The following is an 18,381-nucleotide window of genomic DNA, read 5'->3' as shown; positions in this document are numbered from 1 at the left end:
AATATGCTTCGACGTATCCATCCCAATACGGATAATCTTTCTCACGGACGGTCTCCTTGTCTGAGATTTGCAACAACCTCATTCTGGCACACTGATGCCGTAGGGGGCCGTCCACACCATCAACCACCGGCCATCGCTATTGGGTTTGGTCGCAGTTCCGCGGTACAACTTCGCTGCCAATGACTTGCGCGGGACTGACGCTGCCCGCCGATCGATAGATCACGCGGTATGGGTCCCTGCGTTCGCAGGGACGACAGCAGTGGCGGCGGTCTTCGCTTCGTTCCACAGCGCGTCCATTTCCTCAAGCGTTGCGCCGTCGAGCGAGCGGCCCTTCGCGGCCAGCGCCTTCTCGATATAGGCAAACCGCCGCTCGAACTTGGCGTTGGTCGCGCGCAGTGCGGTTTCCGGATCGGCGTCGACGTGGCGGGCGAGGTTGACCAGTGCGAACATCAGGTCGCCGGTTTCTTCCGCAATTTCCTGCTTGTCGTTGCGGTCGAGCGCGGCCTCGATCTCGTCGGCCTCCTCGCGGATCTTGGCGAGCACGGCGCGCGGATCGTTCCAGTCGAAGCCGACGGTGGATGCCTTGCGCTGCAATTCCATCGCCCGCGTCAAGGCAGGGAGGCCCGCCTTCACGCTGGCGAGCAAGGATGTGTGCGCGGTCTCGTCCTGCGGCCGCCGCGCGGCGCGCTCGGCCTTCTCCTCGGCCTTGATGCGCTCCCAGGCGCTCTTGACGCCGGCGGGCTGGATGTTGCCGTCCTTGTCGGCAAAGACATGCGGATGACGGCGGATCATCTTCTTCGTGATCGCCTCGACCACGTCGCCGAACGCGAACGCGTTCTGCTCCTCGGCCATCCTTGCGTGATAGACCACCTGCAGCAGGAGGTCGCCGAGCTCCTCGCGCAAATCCTCGAAGTCGCCGCGCGCGATTGCATCCGCGACTTCATAGGCCTCCTCGATCGTGTAGGGCGCGATGGTTTCAAAATTCTGTTCGAGGTCCCAGGGGCAGCCGGTCACCGGCGTGCGCAGCGCAGCCATGATCTCGATCAGGCGGGAAATGTCGCGGGAAGGGGTCATGGGACACCGGCATTAGGGAGGTCCTGGCTTTATGCCAAAACACCCCTCCCGATCCCAGCAAAACACGCCGGAAACACGGCGCTGTCCACGGATTGGCCGCGGCACCGTCAGGTGCTAAATCGCGTTCCATGATCGATCAGAACAATTCCGACACCGCGCTGGTGCTGTTTTCCGGCGGCCAGGATTCCACCACCTGCCTGGCCTGGGCGTTGGACCGCTTCGCGCGCGTCGAAATGCTCGGCTTCACCTACGGCCAGCGCCACGCGATCGAGCTCGACTGCCGCGACCGCCTGCTGGACGGCATCAGGGCGCTGCGGCCGGACTGGTCAGCAAAGCTCGGCGACAGCCACACGCTCGCGATCCCGACGCTGTCGGAGATTTCGGATACCGCGCTGACCCGCGACGTCGCGATCGAAATGGGCGCGGACGGGTTGCCCAACACCTTCGTGCCCGGCCGCAACCTCGTGTTCCTCACCTTCGCCGGGGCGCTGGCCTATCGGCGCGGCATCCGCCACATCATCGGCGGCATGTGCGAGACCGACTATTCCGGCTATCCGGATTGCCGCGACGAGACCATCAAGGCGCTGCAGTCCGCGCTCAGCCTCGGCATGGCCAGGGACTTCGAGCTGCACACGCCGCTGATGTGGCTCGACAAGGCCGCGACCTGGCGGCTCGCGCACGAGCTCGGTGGGGCAGGGCTGGTCGATCTGATCCGCGAGCACTCGCACACCTGCTATCTCGGCGAACGCGGCGCGCAGCACGATTGGGGTTACGGCTGCGGCGAATGCCCGGCCTGCAGCCTGCGGGCCAAGGGCTGGCGGGAGTATGTCGCGCCGTAACCGCGGGCGGACCGCCGTCCGCAGGGGCGCACTACCAAAATATCGAAAACAACCCCATGCAAAGGAGATCGCGAACCGATCCTCATCGTCGTCCCGGCGAAGGCCGGGACCCCATAACCACGAATGGTTATTGTTGAGCGATGCTGGAACGACGAGTCGCGTTCACACAATATTCGCCGCGGGGTATGGGTCCCTGCTTTCGCAGGGACGACAGCTGTGAATGCGGCGCGATCTGGCGCACGGCGGAAACGCGCTGCTACCCGAAATCCGACGATTTGAGCTCGATCGGCTGGCCGTGCGGGGTGCGGTCGGCGGCGCGGTCCCAGGCGTCGCGGTAGCGGTGCAGCGCGTCCTTCGTCGTGACGCCCTTGGCGGCCACGAGGTGCTCGAGGGTCGCCAGCCAATGCTCGTAATAGGTCTCGCCGGTGTCGGGATCGCCAGCCGCCTGCGCGCGCTTGATCTGATCGGCGAGGGCGGCGGCCCATTCGGGCCAGGTGAACACGCCGCGGTCATGCAGCGTCAACGCCATGGCGAACGCCTGCGCCTCCCACGGTGCGCGGAACACCGGGCCGTCCTGATCGCGGGGAATGCTGGACACGGCGCTGGTCGCGCGCGCGGCGGCGCCGGCATCCATCAAATCGCCTCCAGATACGGCTCGAACGCGTCGATCGAAACCTTGATGGTCGGATCGGAGTCCGGTCCCCACAATTCGCGTCCATCGAACACGACGGTGTACAGCCATTGCGGATGCTCGCCGGCGTCGTTCGCCGCGGTATCGGGGAAAACGTGACAGCCATGATCGCGCTCGACCACCCCGACATGACCGCGCACATAGCGCGGCAGCCGCGTGTGCGTGGCGGGATGGATGTTCTTCGCCCGCACCCGATCACCGGCCTTGAACTTCGCCGGTCCCGGCGCGGCCCGGCCGAACTTGCCGCGCACCATGATGCGCTCGACATCGGCGATCGAGAACTTGCCGTGCTTGAGCGATTTCGCCGGCGCGACGGAATGTCCGGCGGCGACGTCGTCCTTCGAGATATAGCCCTTGTCGAGCAGCAGGGCTTCCAGCCCGAGCAGCCATTTCCTGTAGTAGGAGCTCGACAGATAGACTTGCGGGGGCAGGGTCTCGCGATAGAAGCGCGACGCGTCGATGTTGAAGGCGCCGGCCGCGCCCATCGCGCGGACCATGGCGAGCACCCGCGATTCCCATTCCTGATGGAACATCGGCTCGTTCGGCTCGGGCTCGACCTTGCCGAATCCGTCCATGCCGCCCATGTCGTGGACCCCGTTCACGATGGCGCCCCCGGCGTTTTCGGGAATCCGGTGCCGATCATGGAATCGCGCGTCACGAGGTCGGCGAGCTGTTCCTCGCTCCAGCCCTCGGTGCCCGCCGGCCGCATCGGTAGCACAAGGAAGCGTGTTTCAGCCGTGCTGTCCCAGACCCGGATTTCTGTCTCCTTCGGCAGGCTGACGCCGAAATCGGCAAGCACGCCGCGCGGATCCTTGACCGCGCGCGAGCGATACGGCGAGGCCTTGTACCAGACCGGCGGCAGGCCGAGCATCTCCCAGGGGTAACAGGAGCAGAGTGTGCAGACGACCATGTTATGACGGCCAGGCGTGTTCTCGATCGCGACCAGATGGTCGCCGACCCGGCTGACATGGCCGAGGGTGCCGACCGCCTTGCTGGCGTCCTCGAGCAGTGCCTTCTTGAAGGCCGGATCGGTCCAGGCCTTGGCGACGATCCTGGCGCCGTTATGCGGGCCGATCTTCGTTTCATAGGCCTGCACGATGGCGTCGAGCGCGGCAGCCTCGACATAGCCCTTTTCGGTCAGGATCGATTCCAGCGCGCGGACACGCAGTTCGGTCTCCGACAGTTCGGAATGGTCGTGATCGTGGTGGTGATGATCATGTTCGCTCATGCCCACAGAATAGGCGAAACCGCCGTGCTATGTCGAGGCAAGCAGTACACAACAATGCGAGCAGGGAGGTATGCGTGGTTGACGATGTGACGATCGAGAAGGGCCTCGGACCAGAGGGGCGCATCGCCGTGGTGCGGTTCGACCGCGGCGACGGTATCAACGCGCTGTCGCCGGAGGCGCTGCGGCAGCTGACCGATGCGGCGCGCAGCTTCGAGGACGATGGCGAAACCTCGGTGGTGGTGCTGACCGGCGGCGCCAAATCGTTCAGCGCCGGCTTCGACCTCAAGGATGCCGAAGGACGCTCGCGCCAGACCATGGACATGGGCACGCTGCGCCGTCACCTGAAGCTCGGGCCACGGCTGACGCGCGCCTGGCAGGAGATGGAGCAGGTCACGATCGGCGCGATCGAGGGTTTCTGCGTCGGCGGCGGCGTGGCGCTCGCGGTCGCGCTGGATTTCCGGGTCATGGCGCGCAATGCGCATCTGCGCGTGCCGGAGATCGCGCTCGGCATGAACATGAGCTGGCAGAGCGTGCCGCGCATGCTGCATCTGATTGGGCCGGCGCGCACCAAGCAGGCCGTGATCCTGGCCGACGACCGGATCTCGGCCGACGAGGCTTACGAATGGGGCCTGGTGGAGCAGGTGACTGATCCGGGCAAATCGTATGACGCTGCGATGGCGCTCGCGGCCAAGGTCGCCGCCCAGCCGCCGATTTCGGTGGCGATGACCAAGCTGACGGTCAACCGGCTGGCCCACGCGCTCGACGATCTCGCGAGCCACATGGATCTCGACCAGTTCGCGCTGGCGAGCCTGACCGACGATCACAAGGAAGGCGTCGCGGCGTTCCTCGGGCGGCGCAAGCCGCGCTTCAGGGGGCGCTGACAGGTGTCGCGGTCGAGGAGCGCCGCACTAGCGTTTGGTGATGCGGTCGCGGCCGGCGAGGTCGGCCTCCCAGCCGAACACCGAGCGGCCATCGAGATCAGGCGAACGCGCGCGCTCATTGGCCACGTAAGCATCGAAGGACGGCCCGGTTGCGGTGAGCTCCAGCCTGCGGGCCTGATCATCCAGTCGTTTCAGCGCCTGCAGTTCCTCGTCGCGGCCGAGCTTCGCTTGCCGTACCGCCGATTTCAGCACGCCGATCGTCTCGTCATAGACCGTGATCGGCACCGGAAACGGATGACGGTCCTTGCCGCCATGCGCGAGCGAGAAACGCGCCGGATCACGGAAACGGTACGGCGTCCCGTGGACGACCTCGGCGACCATGGCGAGCGACTCGACAGTGCGGGCGCCGACGCCCGGCGTGAGCAGCAGTTCGGGGAAGTCCAGCGGCCCGCGCTCGGCCGCGGCGGCGAGGGTGCCGTGCAGGCGGCGGATGAAGACATCGCTCGAGCGCACATCGTGATGCTCGGGCATGATCAGGTGCAACAGATCGCCCTGCGCCGCCACCTGTTCGGTCAACTCGGCATATTCACGCGCGATGCCATCGGGACCGAGCGCGGCGAGCAGATCGAGCTGAGCCTGGCGCGAGGCGTCGGCGCGGTGGTCGGTGAGATTGACGATCTCGCCCTGCGCTGGACCGTCGATCGCGCTGTGCGGCTCGTCGACAAAGCTGCGCAGCCCCTCGGAATGCCAGTGATAGCGTCGCGCCTGCCGCTTGCTGTCGCTCATGCCTTGCTGGACCACGGTCCATTTGCCGTCCGCGGTGACGAAGAAGCCATGCAGATAGAGCTCGAAACCGTCCTGGACCGCGGCACTGTCGACCTTGGCGACCAGACGGCTGGCGCGGGTGAGGGCAGTGCCATCGACGCCGGTCCGCTCGCCCAGCGCCGACAATTCGTCCGGCGTGCGCCGCGAATGCTTGCCGCGGCCGCCGCAGACGTAGATGCCGAGTTCGTCCTGCAGCGGCGCGAGCCCGCGCTTGAGCGCGCCGATGACGCTCGTGGTGATACCAGACGAATGCCAGTCCATGCCCATCACGGCGCCGAACGACTGGAACCAGAACGGATGCGAGAGCCGCTGCAGGAACACGTCGCGGCCGTAATGATGGACCACGGCCTGCGTGATGACGGCACCCAGCGTCGCCATGCGCTCCGCCAGCCACGGCGGCACGCGTCCACCATGCAGGGGCAGATCAGCGCTGCCGGTACGTCGGGCCATCGGTCTCCAAGTCTCGAACTGGTGTAGTCGGGGGCAGACTATCAGGCAAAGCCTTCGGCGGTTGTTGAATCCCCGCATAAGACCGACACACAGAACGGAATTCCTTAGCTTTTTCTTGAAAGTTTCCCCTCACAAAAAAGCGCGAAATCCTCCGTAAGAGTGTCGTAACGGGGTGGTTCCCCGACATAAGCTTGTCGCGCCTTCTGGAAAATATCGGAAAACCCGAAATCATGATCATGGACCGTGGAATTGCCGGCGCGATGGGCAAGGGCGCTCTGTCTGGGCCTCGTTCGCCGCGTCTCAACCGCCGGGCGTTTCTATTCGGCTCCGCTGCCGGTCTTGCCGCACTGGGCCTGGCCGGTTGTGCATCCGACTACATGAGCCTGGCCGAGGCGGAGAAAGTCTACGGGCCCGTGCCTGACGAGAAATTCCCGATCCCTGCGGTCGATGTTAGCAAGGTCAAACCGCAATATTTTCGCAAGACAGTGCGTTACGACAGCGATGAGGCACCCGGTACGATCATCATCGATCCCAGCAAGTACTATGTTTACCGCATTGAAGGAGAGGGAAACGCGACCCGCTATGGCGCCAATGTCGGCCGCGATGGATTCCGGTGGAGCGGGGAGGCTTATGTCGGGCGCAAAGCCGAATGGCCTATCTGGACGCCACCCAAGGAGATGATCGCGCGCCAGCCGGAGGCAGGCAAATATGCTCGCGGCATGCCGGGAGGTCTCGACAATCCACTCGGTGCCCGCGTGCTCTACCTCTATCAAAACGGGGCATATACGCTTTACACGATCTATAGCACCAGCGACCCCGAAACCATCGGGAACGGCATTACGAGCGGCTGCACCGGCCTCCTCAGTCAGGACATGATCGACCTCTATTCGCGAACGCCTCTCAAAACTAAGGTGATCGTGCTGCCGGCCTAGGCAACGGGGCAGGCCGAGGATGCGCTCGCATCGGAGCAGGCGGCCGTCGCAGGGGATCGCAATCACGCACGATGCGGACAAGAAAATATGACGGCTTTCCGGATCGAAGGCGCGTGCGTATCCGGTCAGCGCGATCCGGCTGTTCGCGAAGATGCTTGGTGAAAGCCTTCCGCAGGTCTTTCGATTGCGTCGCCTTCGCCATCTTCGTCAGCGTCTTCACCTGTGACTATGACCGACACCGACGGAGCGACCTTAGGGATCGCAGAGCCGATGATCGCTGCGCCCGAACGCTACGGTCTTATGGGATGCGTTGCGACAGCCCTATGGGATGAAACGGCCTTATGGGATGAAATGCGAACCGTATAGGGGAAGCCACAGCTGGGCCGCCAAACCGGATCGGCTTCCATATCCGTAATTCGCATAAGGTATATTATGGAATATTTATATCTACAATTAGATCAGATATTTAGTGGGAAATCTTCGCACCGGCCCGCAGGTCCATCTGAGCTTAGCTCGATCGTTGCTCCGGCTCGCCCAGCCACCACAGCGATCCACGCCCACGCGTCTCGTCAGAAAGCCGATATTGCCGCGGCGTACGGACGCTGCAATAAGCGCCAGCTGTGCAGAGATCGCTGGTGACCCCGCGGCATCAGGTCCGTATAGGATGGCATCTCAGAACAACAACAAGCCTCTCGAGGGAGCAAACCCAATGAGCTTTTCACGACGCACGCTGCTGAAGGTTTCCGCCGCTTCCGCCGTCCTGGGCGGATTTGGCGCGCCGTATGTCGCGCGCGCCCAGTCGGCCGAGTTCTCGTACAAGTTCGCCAACAACCTGCCGGAGTCGCATCCGTTCGTGGCGCGCGCTCGGGAGATGGCCGCGGCGATCAAGACCGAGACCAACGGCCGGTTCGACCTGCAGGTGTTCCCGAACAGCCAGCTCGGCTCCGACACGGACATGCTGAGCCAGGTGCGCTCCGGCGGCGTCGAGTTCTTCACGCTGTCCGGCCTGATCCTGGCGACCCTGGTGCCGGCAGCTTCGATCAACGGCATCGGTTTCGCATTCCCGGATTATCCCACGGTCTGGAAGGCCATGGATGGCGAGCTCGGCGCCTATGTGCGGGGCGAGATCAACAAGGCCGGCCTCGAGGTCATGGACAAGATCTGGGACAACGGCTTCCGCCAGACCACGTCGTCGACCAAGCCGATCAACGGTCCTGATGATCTCAAGGGCTTCAAGATCCGCGTGCCGGTTTCGCCGCTGTGGACCTCGATGTTCAAGGCGTTCGATGCGTCGCCCGCCTCGATCAATTTCAGCGAGGTCTATTCGGCGCTGCAGACCAAGATCGTCGAAGGCCAGGAAAACCCGCTGGCGCTGATCTCGGCGGCGAAGCTGTACGAGGTGCAGAAGTACTGCTCGCTGACCAACCACATGTGGGACGGCTTCTGGTTCCTGATGAACCGCAGAGCCTGGGCGGCTCTGCCGGACGATATCAAGACCATCGTCGCCAAGAACGTCAACGCGGCCGCCGTCAAGGAGCGCGAGGACACCGAGAAGCTCAACGCCACCGTGAAGCAGGAGCTCACCGGCAAGGGCCTCGTGTTCAACCAGCCCGAGGTCGGGCCGTTCCGCGACAAGCTGCGTGCCGCCGGCTTCTACGCGGAGTGGAAGGGCAAGTACGGCGAGAAGGCCTGGGATCTGCTCGAGAAGTCCGTCGGCAAACTGTCCTGATCGATCAAGCGGGAGGCTTGCCATGGCGCATGTCGAGATGACGCCGGCCGTGGCCGGCGAGGCGGCGTCACAGCCCCCTCGCCGCCGCTCTGTTCTCGGTTCCATCGACGCGGCGCTCGGATGGCTGGTCGAAATCCCGGCGGCGATCCTTGTCGTCGCCGAGGTCGTCATCCTGTTCGCCGGCGTGGTGTCGCGTTACGTGCTGCATGCGCCGCTGATCTGGTCCGACGAGCTGGCGTCGATCCTGTTCCTGTGGCTCGCCATGCTGGGTTCGGCGGTCGCGTTCCGTCGCGGCGAGCACATGCGGATGACGGCGCTGGTCGCAAGCGCCGGGCCGAGGCTGTGGGGCTATCTCGACGTGGTCGCGACCTGCGCCGCGCTGGCGTTCCTGATCCTGATCGTGCGGCCGGCCTATGAATACGCCTACGAGGAAAGCTTCATCACGACGCCGGCGCTGCAGATCTCCAATACCTGGCGCGCGGCGGCGCTGCCGGTCGGCACCTGCCTGATGGGACTGTTTGCGCTGCTGCGGCTGGCGCGGGTCGGCGACATCAAAACCTTCCTGCTGGCCGCGCTGACGGTCGCCGCGTTGATCGGCGTGTTCTGGCTGGCGCAGCCGATGCTGCGGCCGCTCGGCAACCTCAACCTGATCATCTTCTTCGTCGGCGTGGTCGGGTTCTGCGTGTTCGCCGGCGTGCCGATCGGCTTTGCCTTCGGCATGGCGATCTTCGGCTATCTGGCGCTCACCACGCGGACGCCGCTGATGGTGCTGGTCGGCCGGATGGACGAGGGCATGAGCCACCTCATCCTGCTGTCGGTGCCGCTGTTCGTCTTCCTCGGCCTGCTGATCGAGATGACCGGCATGGCGCGCGCGATGGTGGCGTTCCTGGCGAGCCTGCTCGGGCATGTCCGCGGCGGCCTGCATTACGTGCTGGTCGGCGCCATGTACCTGGTGTCCGGCATCTCCGGATCGAAGGCCGCCGACATGGCCGCCGTCGCACCCGTGCTGTTCCCGGAAATGAAGGAGCGCGGCGCCAAGCCGGGCGATCTGGTCGCCCTGCTCGCCGCCACCGGCGCCCAAACCGAGACCATTCCGCCGAGCCTCGTGCTGATCACGATCGGCTCGGTCACCGGCGTCTCGATCTCGGCGCTGTTCACCGGCGGATTGCTGCCGGGCGTCGTGCTGGCAATCACGCTGTCGGGACTGGTGTGGTGGCGCTACCGCGGCGAGAACTTGAGCCACGTGCAGCGCGCCACCGGCAGCGAGATCGGCAAGGCGTTGGTGTTCGCCCTGCCCGCATTGGCGCTGCCCTTCGTGATCCGCTACGCCGTGGTCGAAGGCATCGCCACGGCCACCGAAGTCTCGACCATCGGCATCGTCTACGCCTTCGTCATCGGCCTCCTGATCTACCGCAAGTTCAACTGGCGGCGGCTGGTGCCGATGCTGATCGACACAGCGTGCCTGTCGGGCGCGATCCTCTTCATCATCGGCACCGCGACCGGCATGGCCTGGGGCCTGACCCAGTCCGGTTTCTCGCGGGCGCTGGCGGCGTCGATGACCGGGCTGCCGGGCGGTTCGGCGACCTTCATCGCGGTCTCGATCCTGGCCTTCGTGATCCTCGGCAGCGTGCTCGAGGGCATTCCGGCCATCGTGCTGTTCGGGCCGCTGCTGTTTCCGATCGCGCGCCAGGTCGGCGTCCACGAGGTGCACTACGCCATGGTCATCATCCTGGCGATGGGCATCGGATTGTTCGCGCCGCCGTTCGGCGTCGGCTATTATGCCGCCTGCGCCATCGGGCGCGTCGATCCGGCCGAGGGTATCCGGCCGATCTGGGGTTACATGCTGGCGCTGTTGATCGGCCTGATCATCGTCGCCATCTTCCCCTGGATATCGATTGGATTCCTTTGAGAACCTAGCGGATTGGATAGAGCCATGAGTGCAGCTCAAAACCAGTACTCGATCGGGCTGGACAAGACGCCCGCCAACTACGTGCCGCTGACGCCGCTGAGCTTCCTGGCCCGCTCGGCCGCGGTCTATCCCGACCATGTCAGCGCGGTCTATGAGGGCCGCAGCTTCACCTGGAAAGAGACCTACCAACGCTGCAAGCGCTTCGCGTCCTATCTTGCAGGCCACGGCATCGGCCATGGCGACACGGTCGCGGCGATGCTGCCGAACATCCCGGCGATGAACGAGCTGCACTTCGCGGTGCCGATGACCGGCGCGGTGCTGAATGCGCTGAACATCCGCCTCGATGCGGCGTCGATCGCGTTCCAGCTCGATCATGGCGGCGCCAGGATCATCCTGGTCGACCCCGAATTCTCCGGCGTGATCGCGGATGCCCTGACCCTGATGAAGGGCCCGAGGCCGTTCGTGATCGACGTCGACGATGCCGCCTTCAGCGGCGGCAAGCGGATCGGCGAGATCGAGTATGAGGCGGCGGTCGCCTCAGGCGATCCGGCATTCGTGGAGCGGCCGCCGGCCGACGAATGGGATGCGATCGCGCTCAGCTATACGTCGGGCACGACGGGCAATCCGAAGGGCGTCGTCACCCATCATCGCGGCGCCTATCTCAACGCGGTCAGCAACATCCTCGCCGGCAATCTCGGCCAGCATCCGGTCTATCTCTGGACGCTGCCGATGTTTCACTGCAACGGCTGGTGCTTCCCCTGGACGATCGCGGCGACCGCCGGCGTCAATGTCTGCTTGCGCAAGGTCGATCCGGCCAAAATCTTCGAGCTGATCCCGAAACACGGCGTCACCCACATGTGCGGCGCGCCGATCGTCTACAACACGCTGATCAATGCGCCTGATGCGCCGAAGGACGGCAAGGCGAACCCCGTCGTCGGCCTGATCGCGGGCGCGGCGCCGCCGGTCGCAGTCCTCGAGGGCGCCGAGCGCATCGGCATCAAGCTGACCCATGTCTATGGGCTGACCGAAGTCTATGGGCCCGCCTCCGTCTGCGCCGAGCAGCCGGGCTGGGATGAGCTGTCGGCCGATCAGCGCGCGCAGCTGAAGCGACGCCAGGGCGTGGCCTATCCGCTGCAGGAAGGCGTCAGCGTGCTCGACCCCGAGACCATGCGCGAGGTGCCGCGCGATGGCGAGACCATCGGCGAGGTCATGTTCCGCGGCAACATCGTGATGAAGGGCTATCTGAAGAACGAGAAAGCGACGCAGGAAGCCTTCGCCGGCGGCTGGTTTCACACCGGCGATCTCGGCGTGCTCGACGAGCACGGCTACGTCATCATCAAGGACCGCTCCAAGGACATCATCATCTCCGGCGGCGAGAATGTCTCGTCGGTCGAGGTCGAGGATATCCTCTACAAGCACCCGGCCGTGCTGTTCGCGGCGGTCGTCGCCAAGCCCGATCCGAAATGGGGCGAAGTGCCCTGCGCCTTCCTGGAGTTGAAGGACGGCGTCAAGGCGACCGAGGCCGAGATCATCGCCTATTGCCGCGAGCATATGTCGGGATTCAAGACGCCGAAGTCAGTGGTGTTCGGGGTGATCCCGAAGACATCCACGGGCAAGATCCAGAAATTCCTGCTGCGCAACCAGGTCGGATCGGCCAAGGCGATCTCGGCCTGAGCAGAAGCCGCCTTCAGTGTCGTGCAGCGCACTCCTGCCTCATGGACGCTGTCGTCCCGGCGAAAGCCGGGACCGATAACCACAGGGTTGCGTTGTTGGAGTGCGATGTGGCCCAGCGTTGCAACACAACTGGCATTCGTGGCTATGGGTCCGGGTCAAGCCCGGGACAACAGCGAGTATGTGGCGCCGGCTCAGCCCTCTGCAAGGCGGCCGAGCAGCTCGTAGAGCACCGCTTTTTGGCTGGCCTTGAGCGGCGCCAGCGTTGTCGCGGTGCATTCGATCTCGATCGGGATCAGCTGCTCGACCAGCGCCACGCCGGCCGCGGTCAGATCGATCAGGATCAGCCGCTTGTCGGTCGGGTCGCGCCGGGTCGCGACCAGGCGCCGCTTCTTCAGCCGCAGCACGACGTCGCGGATATTGGCCGGCTCCATTGCGACCAGCCGGCCGAGCAGGTTCTGCGACAGCGCCCCGCGCTCGTAGAGCCGGGCCAAGGTCGCATATTGCGGGGCCGTCAGGTCGTAGGATCCGATCTTGTCGACCAGGTTCGACGAGGCGCGCTGATAGGCCCGGCGCAGCAGGAAGCCGACCTGGTCCTCCAGCCGGTAGTCCGACGCGCCGCGCCGGACCGGCGCGTCCGCTTTAGTCGACGTTCTCGGCATCGCGGTACATCACCTTGTGGCGCGTGGTCGACACCCATTCGTCGATCTGGGCTTCGGTCATGAAGTGCTGATCATCGAACCTGTTCCAGTTGCTGATGTCAGCAAGGCTCTTCTTCCAGCGCTTGTACGGCGGCTTGGCCGGCGGACCGAAGCACATGATGTCGAGCACGGACAATTCATCGGGGATGCCGAGCAGCGGCTTCATCGCCTGCTGGGCCTTCTCCTGCCCGATCGCGGTCACCCACCAGACGTTGTAGCCGAGCGCGGCCGCCGCGAGATGCGCCGACATCGTCGCCGCCGCCACGCTCTGCAGCAGGATCCGTTCGGCGTTCTCCTTGTACATCTTGTCGAGCTCGGAGCCGTCGTTGAGCACGGGAAACGCCTTGACCCAGCGGAAGTCGCTGGCGACGACGATGAAGCCAGGTGCCGCCGCGAGGCCGCGATAATCGGGCGTCGGAAACTTCATCTTGAGCCGGGCACGTGCGACCTGCTCCTCGCGGAAGTATTCCGTGATCCTGTTCTTGAGGTCCTGATCGGTGACCGCAATGAAGTGCCAGGGTTGCGCATTGGCGCCCGAAGGCGCGTGCCGCGCGGCCTCCAGGATCATATCGTAGTGCTCCGGCGGCATCACGTAGCTGGCGTCGAACGCCCGGGTCGTCAGGCGGTTCTTCACGACATCCATCAGCGCGTCATATCGCGTGCGATCGGTGTAATCGCGCGCCGCCACAGCTTCCGTCATCTGATCCTCCCCGATCGTTCGTTATGATCATAACGATATGCCCTTTGCGTGAAAGGTCAAGACAGGACCGTTGGCGATCCTATGCAACCGCTGCCCGCCGGGTGGCGGGTTCATAGCGGTGGTCGCGGTAAACCCGATCCGAAATTTCTGCGGTGCTATCGGCTCGGTTCAGCGAAAGGGCTTCGGCGTGCGGCGATCATATGATCATCGTTCGCCGGCAGACACAGCGAGCGATGCCTTACCGCGTCGATGAAGGCCAGAATTTCTGCAATCGCTGGGTCCGCGTCCGCCAGTTGCCTTACCTCGTGCAGACGCGCGGCAAACACGCCGGGGCCGCGAAATAGTTTCTGATAGAACGCTCGGATCACCGCGAGGCGTTCGCGGGTAAATTCGCGGCGTCGCATGCCAACGAAGTTGAGCCCGGCGAGACCCGCGTACTGGCCGCTTGCAAGGCCAAACGGGATGACGTCGCCACGTACGCAACTTGTCGCCCCGATCATCGCCTGCGCCCCGATCCGCACGAATTGATGGGCGGATGAGAGGCCTCCCATGAAGACAAAATCGCCGATTTCGCAATGGCCGCCCAGCGTCGCTGATGTGGCGAAGATGACGTCGTTCCCTACCACGCAGTCGTGACCGACATGGCTGCAATTCATGAAATAGCCACGATCGCCGACGCGGGTAAGACCGCCACCCGCGACGGTTCCGGCGTTCATGGTCACGTGCTCGCGGATCGTGCAATCCTGGCCGATCTGAAGCTTGGTCAGTTCGCCGCGATAGCTCAGGGCTTGCGGGGGCGTGCCGAGCGAGACGAACGGATAGATCGTGCAGCCGCCACCGATCGTGGTCTCCGCGGTCATGTGCACGTGGGCGATAAGCTTGCAGTTTGCACCGATAATGACGCGGGAACCAACAACGCAATAAGGACCAATCGACGTGCCGGCGCCGATCACCGCCCCATCCTCAATCCGCGCAGTGGGATCGATGAGCATATAGTTCCCTCGAAAATGGATTATTCGCGACCTGCAGCAGAGTGCAAGCTCAAGCAGAGTGCAAGCTCAAATGCCGTCCGCCGGGTGTGCCCCGTCGGATTTATTGCCGCGCGACACGACGGCTTGCTTCAGCTTGCCCGATCGAGCGTCAGCCGCATGCCGTCATAGGCCGGGATCACGCCGGCCGGCAGGCTCCGCCGCAGCACCTCGTAGTCGAGGTCGGAATGCATGTTGGTGATGACCGCGCGCTTCGGCTTGAAGCGCTCGATCCACGACAATGCGTCGGCGACGCTGAAATGGCTGGGATGCGGCGCATAGCGCAGGCCGTCGACGATCCAGAGATCGAGACCTTCCAGCGCCGGCCAGCTCGCCTCGGGAATGTCGTGCAGATCGGGCGTGTAGGCGGCGTCTCCAATGCGGTAGCCGAGCGCAGGTATCTGGCCATGCTGCACCAGGAAGGCCTCGAGCTTCAGCGGACCGCCCTTCCCCTGCACCGTATGGCTCTCGCCGGCCTCGATCGAATGCCGGGTCAGGATCGGCGGATAGTCGCTGCCTTCCGGGGAGATGAAGCAGTAGGAGAACCGCGCCATGATGTCCTTGGCGGTCGACTGGTTGAAGTAGACCGGGATGCGGCGGCGCTGGTGCAGCACCACCGAGCGCAGATCGTCGATGCCGTGGGTCTGGTCGGCATGCTCATGCGTCAGGAACACCGCGTCGATATGCTCGACGTCGCTGTCGATCAACTGCTCGCGCAGATCGGGCGAGGTATCGATCACGACCCGCGTGGTGCCGTGCTCCATGGTGCGCTCGGCCATGATCGAGCAGCGGCGGCGGCGATTCTTGGGATTGTTGGGATCACAGGCGCCCCAGCCGAGCGCCGGACGCGGCACGCCGGCGGATGAGCCGCAGCCCAGAATGGTCAGTGTCAGCGTCATGCAGCAACCTTCGGCGCCGGCACCTTGGAGAACAGCCGGAAGAAGTTTTCGGTGGTCTGCCGCGAGATCTCCTCCAGGGAGACGCCGCGGGTTTCGGCGAGCACCTTGGCGACCTCGACGACGTAGGACGGCTCGTTGCGCTTGCCGCGGAATTTTCCGGGCGCCAGATACGGCGCGTCGGTCTCGACCATGATGCGATCGGCCGGTAGCTCGGCGGCCAGCGCACGCAGGGTGTCGGACTTCTTGAAGGTCAGGATGCCCGTGAACGAGATCGATAGCCCAAGCCCAATCGCCTTCATCGCCAGCTCGCGGCCGCCGGTGTAGCAGTGCAGCACGGCCTTGAACGGCCCCTTCGCGACCTCATCCTCCAGGATGCGGCCGCAATCCTCGTCGGCCTCCCTGGTGTGGATGACGAGCGGCAGGCCGGTTGCGCGCGCAGCGGCGATATGCGCGCGAAAGCCGCGCTCCTGGGCCTCGCGCGAACCATGCTCATAGAAATAGTCGAGCCCCGCCTCGCCGAGCGCCACGACTTTCGGGTGCTTGGTCAGCTCGATCAGTTCGCTCGCCGGGATGCCGTCCTCTTCGTCGGCGTGATGCGGATGGGTGCCGACCGAGCAGTAGACGTCGGGAAAGCGCTCCGTGATCGCAAGCAGGCCGCCGAGCCGCTTGACCCGGGTCGAGATCGTGACGATGCGGCCGATGCCGGCCGCTTCGGCGCGTCCGACGATCCCGTCGAGATCGTCGGCGAAATCAGGGAAATCGAGATGGCAGTGACTGTCGACCAGCATGAATTTCGAACCACTCACTCGGTCTTCGGTTCCACATAGCGCGGAAACACGCCGACCGGCGCCGGTAGAACCGTGCCCGGCTTGATCCGCTCGGCGACCGCCGCGAAGCTGCGCGCATCCGCTGATATGCCGAGGCTGTCGAGCATCTTGCCGCAGGATTCCGGCATCACGGCCTGCGCCATGATCGCGATCTGGCGCACCACCTCGGCGGTGACATAGAGCACCGTCTTCTGGCGTGCCGGATCGGTCTTGGCCAGCGCCCATGGCGCCTCACCGGCAAAGTAGCGGTTGGCTTCGGCGACCACGGCCCAGACCGTGTTGAGCCATTGATGGATCTGCTGCGTCGCCATCGCGGTCCGCGACGTCTCCAGCATGGCGTCGGCCTGAGCCAGGATCGCCTTGTCGTTGTCGCTGAACTCGCCGGGCTCCGGCAGCACGCCGCCGAGTTGCTTGGCGATCATCGACAGCGAGCGCTGCGCGAGATTGCCGAAATCATTGGCGAGGTCGGCATTGATGCGCGCGACGATGGCCTCGTGGTTGTAGTTGCCGTCCTGGCCGAACGGCACCTCGCGCAGGAAGAAGTAGCGCACCTGATCGACGCCGTACTGGTTGGCCAGATTGAAGGGATCGACCACGTTGCCGACCGACTTCGACATCTTCTCGCCCCTGTTGAACAGGAAGCCGTGCGCATAGACGCGCCTCTGCAATGGGATGCCGGCCGACATCAGGAAGGCCGGCCAGTACACCGCGTGGAAGCGGATGATGTCCTTGCCGATGATGTGCACGTCGGCCGGCCAGTAGCGCCAGTGCTTGTCGCTCTCGTCGGGAAAGCCGACGCCGGTGATGTAGTTGGTCAGTGCGTCGACCCAGACATACATCACATGCTCGGAATCGCCGGGGACCTTGACGCCCCAGTCGAAGGTGGTGCGCGAGATCGAGAGATCCTTCAGCCCGCCCCGCACGAAGCTCATCACCTCGTTGCGGCGCGAATCCGGACCGATGAAATCGGGCTGGCTCTCATAGAGGTGCAGCAGCTTGTCCTGATAGGCCGACAGCTTGAAGAAATAGCTCTTCTCCTCGACCCATTCGACCGGCGTGCCCTGCGGGCCGCGGCGGACATTGTCCTCGCCGACCGTGGTCTCATCTTCGGCGTAATAGGCCTCGTCGCGCACCGAGTACCAGCCGGCATAGGCGTCGATATAGATGTCGCCATTGTCCTGCATGCGGCGCCAGATTTCCTGCACCGACTTGTGGTGAGCAGGTTCGGAGGTACGGATGAAGCGGTCGAACGAGACGTTGAGCCGCTCGTCCATCTCCTTGAACCGCGCAGCGTTGCGGGTGGCGAGATCGTGCGGCGTCATCCCCTCGCCCTGCGCGGTCTGGATCATCTTCTGTCCGTGCTCATCGGTGCCGGTCAGGAAGAACACATCCTTGCCGTCGAGCCGCTGGAAGCGCGCCAGCGCATCGGTCGCGATCGCCTCATAGGCGTGGCCGATATGCGGCTGGCCGTTCGGATACGCGATCGCGGTCGTGATGTAGTAGGCGTTGCCGCGGTCCGCGGCAGGTGCCGGGACGGACGCGCGCGCAGCAGCCTTCGCTGCGGGTTTGGGTTGCTTGGGCGCGCGGACCGTTGCCGCCTTCGGAGCCTTCTCGGCCGCCGGAGCTTTCGGCGCAGCGGGCTTCCTTGCAGCCGGAGCCACGACTGCCGCTGCGTTCGGCGGAGCCTTGGTGAGCGTCGTGGCAGCCTTCTTGACGGCCTTTTTGGCGACCTTCTTTGGCGTCGATTTCTTGGCACCTGTCTTGGCCTTGGTGGCCTTCTTCGCCTTCCTGGTGACGCGCCCCGCTTTCTTGGCAGCGCGCGACTTCGCCGTGGCTTTCCTGGTCACGCGAGCGGGCGATGCCTTCTTCGTCTTCTTGGCCTTCTTCGAAGATTTCTTGTTAGCGGTCGCCACCACGGAATCCTTTGCAGATCGAAACGAGATTGTCGGGAGTGTTGTCAGACGGATGTGTTTTCGGACGAGTGTGTCTTCGGACGG

General features: G+C 64.5%; 17 protein-coding genes. 6 read left to right on the top strand and 11 right to left on the bottom strand.

The features are described 5' to 3' along the window. Positions 1-219: 219 nt before the first annotated feature. On the bottom strand, positions 220-1,074 hold the full coding sequence (gene mazG, locus AC066Y_RS39120; RefSeq protein WP_478278517.1) for a nucleoside triphosphate pyrophosphohydrolase: 855 nt from the start codon (positions 1,072-1,074) through the stop codon (positions 220-222). A 128-nt stretch (positions 1,075-1,202) separates the two neighbouring features. Here mazG and queC point away from each other — a divergent pair, with 128 nt between their 5' ends. Continuing rightward, positions 1,203-1,913, top strand: a complete 711-nt coding sequence (gene queC / locus AC066Y_RS39115; RefSeq protein WP_478278516.1) for a 7-cyano-7-deazaguanine synthase QueC — start codon at positions 1,203-1,205, stop codon at positions 1,911-1,913. A 256-nt stretch (positions 1,914-2,169) separates the two neighbouring features. Here queC and AC066Y_RS39110 read toward each other — a convergent pair whose 3' ends face one another. The 3 genes from AC066Y_RS39110 to nthA are packed head-to-tail and all read right to left on the bottom strand — an operon-like array spanning position 2,170 to position 3,832. After that, positions 2,170-2,547 carry a nitrile hydratase accessory protein gene (locus AC066Y_RS39110; RefSeq protein WP_478278515.1) on the bottom strand — a complete coding sequence of 126 codons (378 nt, stop codon included), beginning with the start codon at positions 2,545-2,547 and terminating at the stop codon, positions 2,170-2,172. Further along, positions 2,547-3,206, bottom strand: coding sequence for a nitrile hydratase subunit beta (gene nthB / locus AC066Y_RS39105; protein WP_478278514.1), 660 nt, complete (start codon positions 3,204-3,206; stop codon positions 2,547-2,549). The genes AC066Y_RS39110 and nthB overlap by 1 nt, the downstream gene beginning before the upstream one ends. Then, on the bottom strand, positions 3,203-3,832 hold the full coding sequence (gene nthA, locus AC066Y_RS39100) for a nitrile hydratase subunit alpha (RefSeq protein WP_478278513.1): 630 nt from the start codon (positions 3,830-3,832) through the stop codon (positions 3,203-3,205). Before nthA ends, nthB begins: the two co-directional genes overlap by 4 nt. Before the next feature lie 74 nt (positions 3,833-3,906). Here nthA and AC066Y_RS39095 point away from each other — a divergent pair, with 74 nt between their 5' ends. Then, positions 3,907-4,713, top strand: coding sequence for an enoyl-CoA hydratase/isomerase family protein (locus AC066Y_RS39095; protein ID WP_478278512.1), 807 nt, complete (start codon positions 3,907-3,909; stop codon positions 4,711-4,713). 27 nt (positions 4,714-4,740) lie between these two features. Here AC066Y_RS39095 and AC066Y_RS39090 read toward each other — a convergent pair whose 3' ends face one another. Continuing rightward, positions 4,741-5,988 carry a DUF763 domain-containing protein gene (locus tag AC066Y_RS39090; RefSeq protein ID WP_478278511.1) on the bottom strand — a complete coding sequence of 416 codons (1,248 nt, stop codon included), beginning with the start codon at positions 5,986-5,988 and terminating at the stop codon, positions 4,741-4,743. A 230-nt stretch (positions 5,989-6,218) separates the two neighbouring features. Between AC066Y_RS39090 and AC066Y_RS39085 the strand changes: the two genes are divergently transcribed. From AC066Y_RS39085 to AC066Y_RS39070, 4 genes are all read left to right on the top strand, one after another. After that, positions 6,219-6,920, top strand: coding sequence for a L,D-transpeptidase (locus AC066Y_RS39085; protein WP_478278519.1), 702 nt, complete (start codon positions 6,219-6,221; stop codon positions 6,918-6,920). A gap of 709 nt (positions 6,921-7,629) precedes the next feature. Further along, positions 7,630-8,649, top strand: coding sequence for a TRAP transporter substrate-binding protein (locus AC066Y_RS39080; RefSeq protein WP_478278510.1), 1,020 nt, complete (start codon positions 7,630-7,632; stop codon positions 8,647-8,649). A gap of 22 nt (positions 8,650-8,671) precedes the next feature. Beyond that, positions 8,672-10,558 (top strand): TRAP transporter large permease, encoded by a 1,887-nt coding sequence (locus AC066Y_RS39075; RefSeq protein WP_478278509.1) that lies wholly within the window; start codon positions 8,672-8,674, stop codon positions 10,556-10,558. A 24-nt stretch (positions 10,559-10,582) separates the two neighbouring features. Next, positions 10,583-12,232, top strand: coding sequence for an acyl-CoA synthetase (locus AC066Y_RS39070; protein ID WP_478278508.1), 1,650 nt, complete (start codon positions 10,583-10,585; stop codon positions 12,230-12,232). Between the two features lie 191 nt (positions 12,233-12,423). On the opposite strand, the gene AC066Y_RS39065 is transcribed toward AC066Y_RS39070, so the two are convergent. The 6 genes from AC066Y_RS39065 to metG all read right to left on the bottom strand — a co-directional run bounded on the left by AC066Y_RS39065 (position 12,424) and on the right by metG (position 18,297). Next, complete coding sequence (locus AC066Y_RS39065; RefSeq protein ID WP_478278507.1) at positions 12,424-12,891, bottom strand: MarR family winged helix-turn-helix transcriptional regulator; 468 nt, start codon at positions 12,889-12,891, stop codon at positions 12,424-12,426. Beyond that, positions 12,872-13,630 (bottom strand): nitroreductase family protein, encoded by a 759-nt coding sequence (locus AC066Y_RS39060; RefSeq protein WP_478278506.1) that lies wholly within the window; start codon positions 13,628-13,630, stop codon positions 12,872-12,874. The genes AC066Y_RS39065 and AC066Y_RS39060 overlap by 20 nt, the downstream gene beginning before the upstream one ends. Positions 13,631-13,785: 155 nt before the next feature. After that, positions 13,786-14,622 carry an acyl-ACP--UDP-N-acetylglucosamine O-acyltransferase gene (gene lpxA / locus AC066Y_RS39055; RefSeq protein WP_478278505.1) on the bottom strand — a complete coding sequence of 279 codons (837 nt, stop codon included), beginning with the start codon at positions 14,620-14,622 and terminating at the stop codon, positions 13,786-13,788. Between the two features lie 128 nt (positions 14,623-14,750). Continuing rightward, entirely contained in the window at positions 14,751-15,557 is an 807-nt protein-coding gene (locus AC066Y_RS39050; protein ID WP_478278504.1) for an MBL fold metallo-hydrolase, read from the bottom strand. After that, positions 15,554-16,345, bottom strand: coding sequence for a TatD family hydrolase (locus AC066Y_RS39045; RefSeq protein ID WP_478278518.1), 792 nt, complete (start codon positions 16,343-16,345; stop codon positions 15,554-15,556). The genes AC066Y_RS39050 and AC066Y_RS39045 overlap by 4 nt, the downstream gene beginning before the upstream one ends. A 14-nt stretch (positions 16,346-16,359) precedes the next feature. Beyond that, a complete protein-coding gene (gene metG, locus AC066Y_RS39040; RefSeq protein WP_478278503.1) occupies positions 16,360-18,297 on the bottom strand; it encodes a methionine--tRNA ligase in 1,938 nt (645 codons plus the stop codon). Between the last annotated feature and the right edge of the window lie 84 nt (positions 18,298-18,381).

The organism is Bradyrhizobium sp. USDA3010 (assembly GCF_056429065.1).
The sequence above is the reverse complement of the archived record's forward strand: the minus strand, read 5'-3'. Positions and strand labels throughout refer to the sequence as shown.

Coding starts and splice junctions, on each gene's coding strand:
- AC066Y_RS39085 (WP_478278519.1), top strand. CDS start 6,219: ATGATCATGGACCGTGGAATTGCCGGCGCGATGGGCAAGGGCGCTCTG.
- AC066Y_RS39110 (WP_478278515.1), bottom strand. CDS start 2,547: ATGGATGCCGGCGCCGCCGCGCGCGCGACCAGCGCCGTGTCCAGCATT.
- AC066Y_RS39080 (WP_478278510.1), top strand. CDS start 7,630: ATGAGCTTTTCACGACGCACGCTGCTGAAGGTTTCCGCCGCTTCCGCC.
- AC066Y_RS39090 (WP_478278511.1), bottom strand. CDS start 5,988: ATGGCCCGACGTACCGGCAGCGCTGATCTGCCCCTGCATGGTGGACGC.
- AC066Y_RS39075 (WP_478278509.1), top strand. CDS start 8,672: ATGGCGCATGTCGAGATGACGCCGGCCGTGGCCGGCGAGGCGGCGTCA.
- nthA (WP_478278513.1), bottom strand. CDS start 3,832: ATGAGCGAACATGATCATCACCACCACGATCACGACCATTCCGAACTG.
- queC (WP_478278516.1), top strand. CDS start 1,203: ATGATCGATCAGAACAATTCCGACACCGCGCTGGTGCTGTTTTCCGGC.
- mazG (WP_478278517.1), bottom strand. CDS start 1,074: ATGACCCCTTCCCGCGACATTTCCCGCCTGATCGAGATCATGGCTGCG.
- AC066Y_RS39065 (WP_478278507.1), bottom strand. CDS start 12,891: ATGCCGAGAACGTCGACTAAAGCGGACGCGCCGGTCCGGCGCGGCGCG.
- AC066Y_RS39050 (WP_478278504.1), bottom strand. CDS start 15,557: ATGACGCTGACACTGACCATTCTGGGCTGCGGCTCATCCGCCGGCGTG.
- AC066Y_RS39060 (WP_478278506.1), bottom strand. CDS start 13,630: ATGACGGAAGCTGTGGCGGCGCGCGATTACACCGATCGCACGCGATAT.
- lpxA (WP_478278505.1), bottom strand. CDS start 14,622: ATGCTCATCGATCCCACTGCGCGGATTGAGGATGGGGCGGTGATCGGC.
- AC066Y_RS39045 (WP_478278518.1), bottom strand. CDS start 16,345: ATGCTGGTCGACAGTCACTGCCATCTCGATTTCCCTGATTTCGCCGAC.
- AC066Y_RS39070 (WP_478278508.1), top strand. CDS start 10,583: ATGAGTGCAGCTCAAAACCAGTACTCGATCGGGCTGGACAAGACGCCC.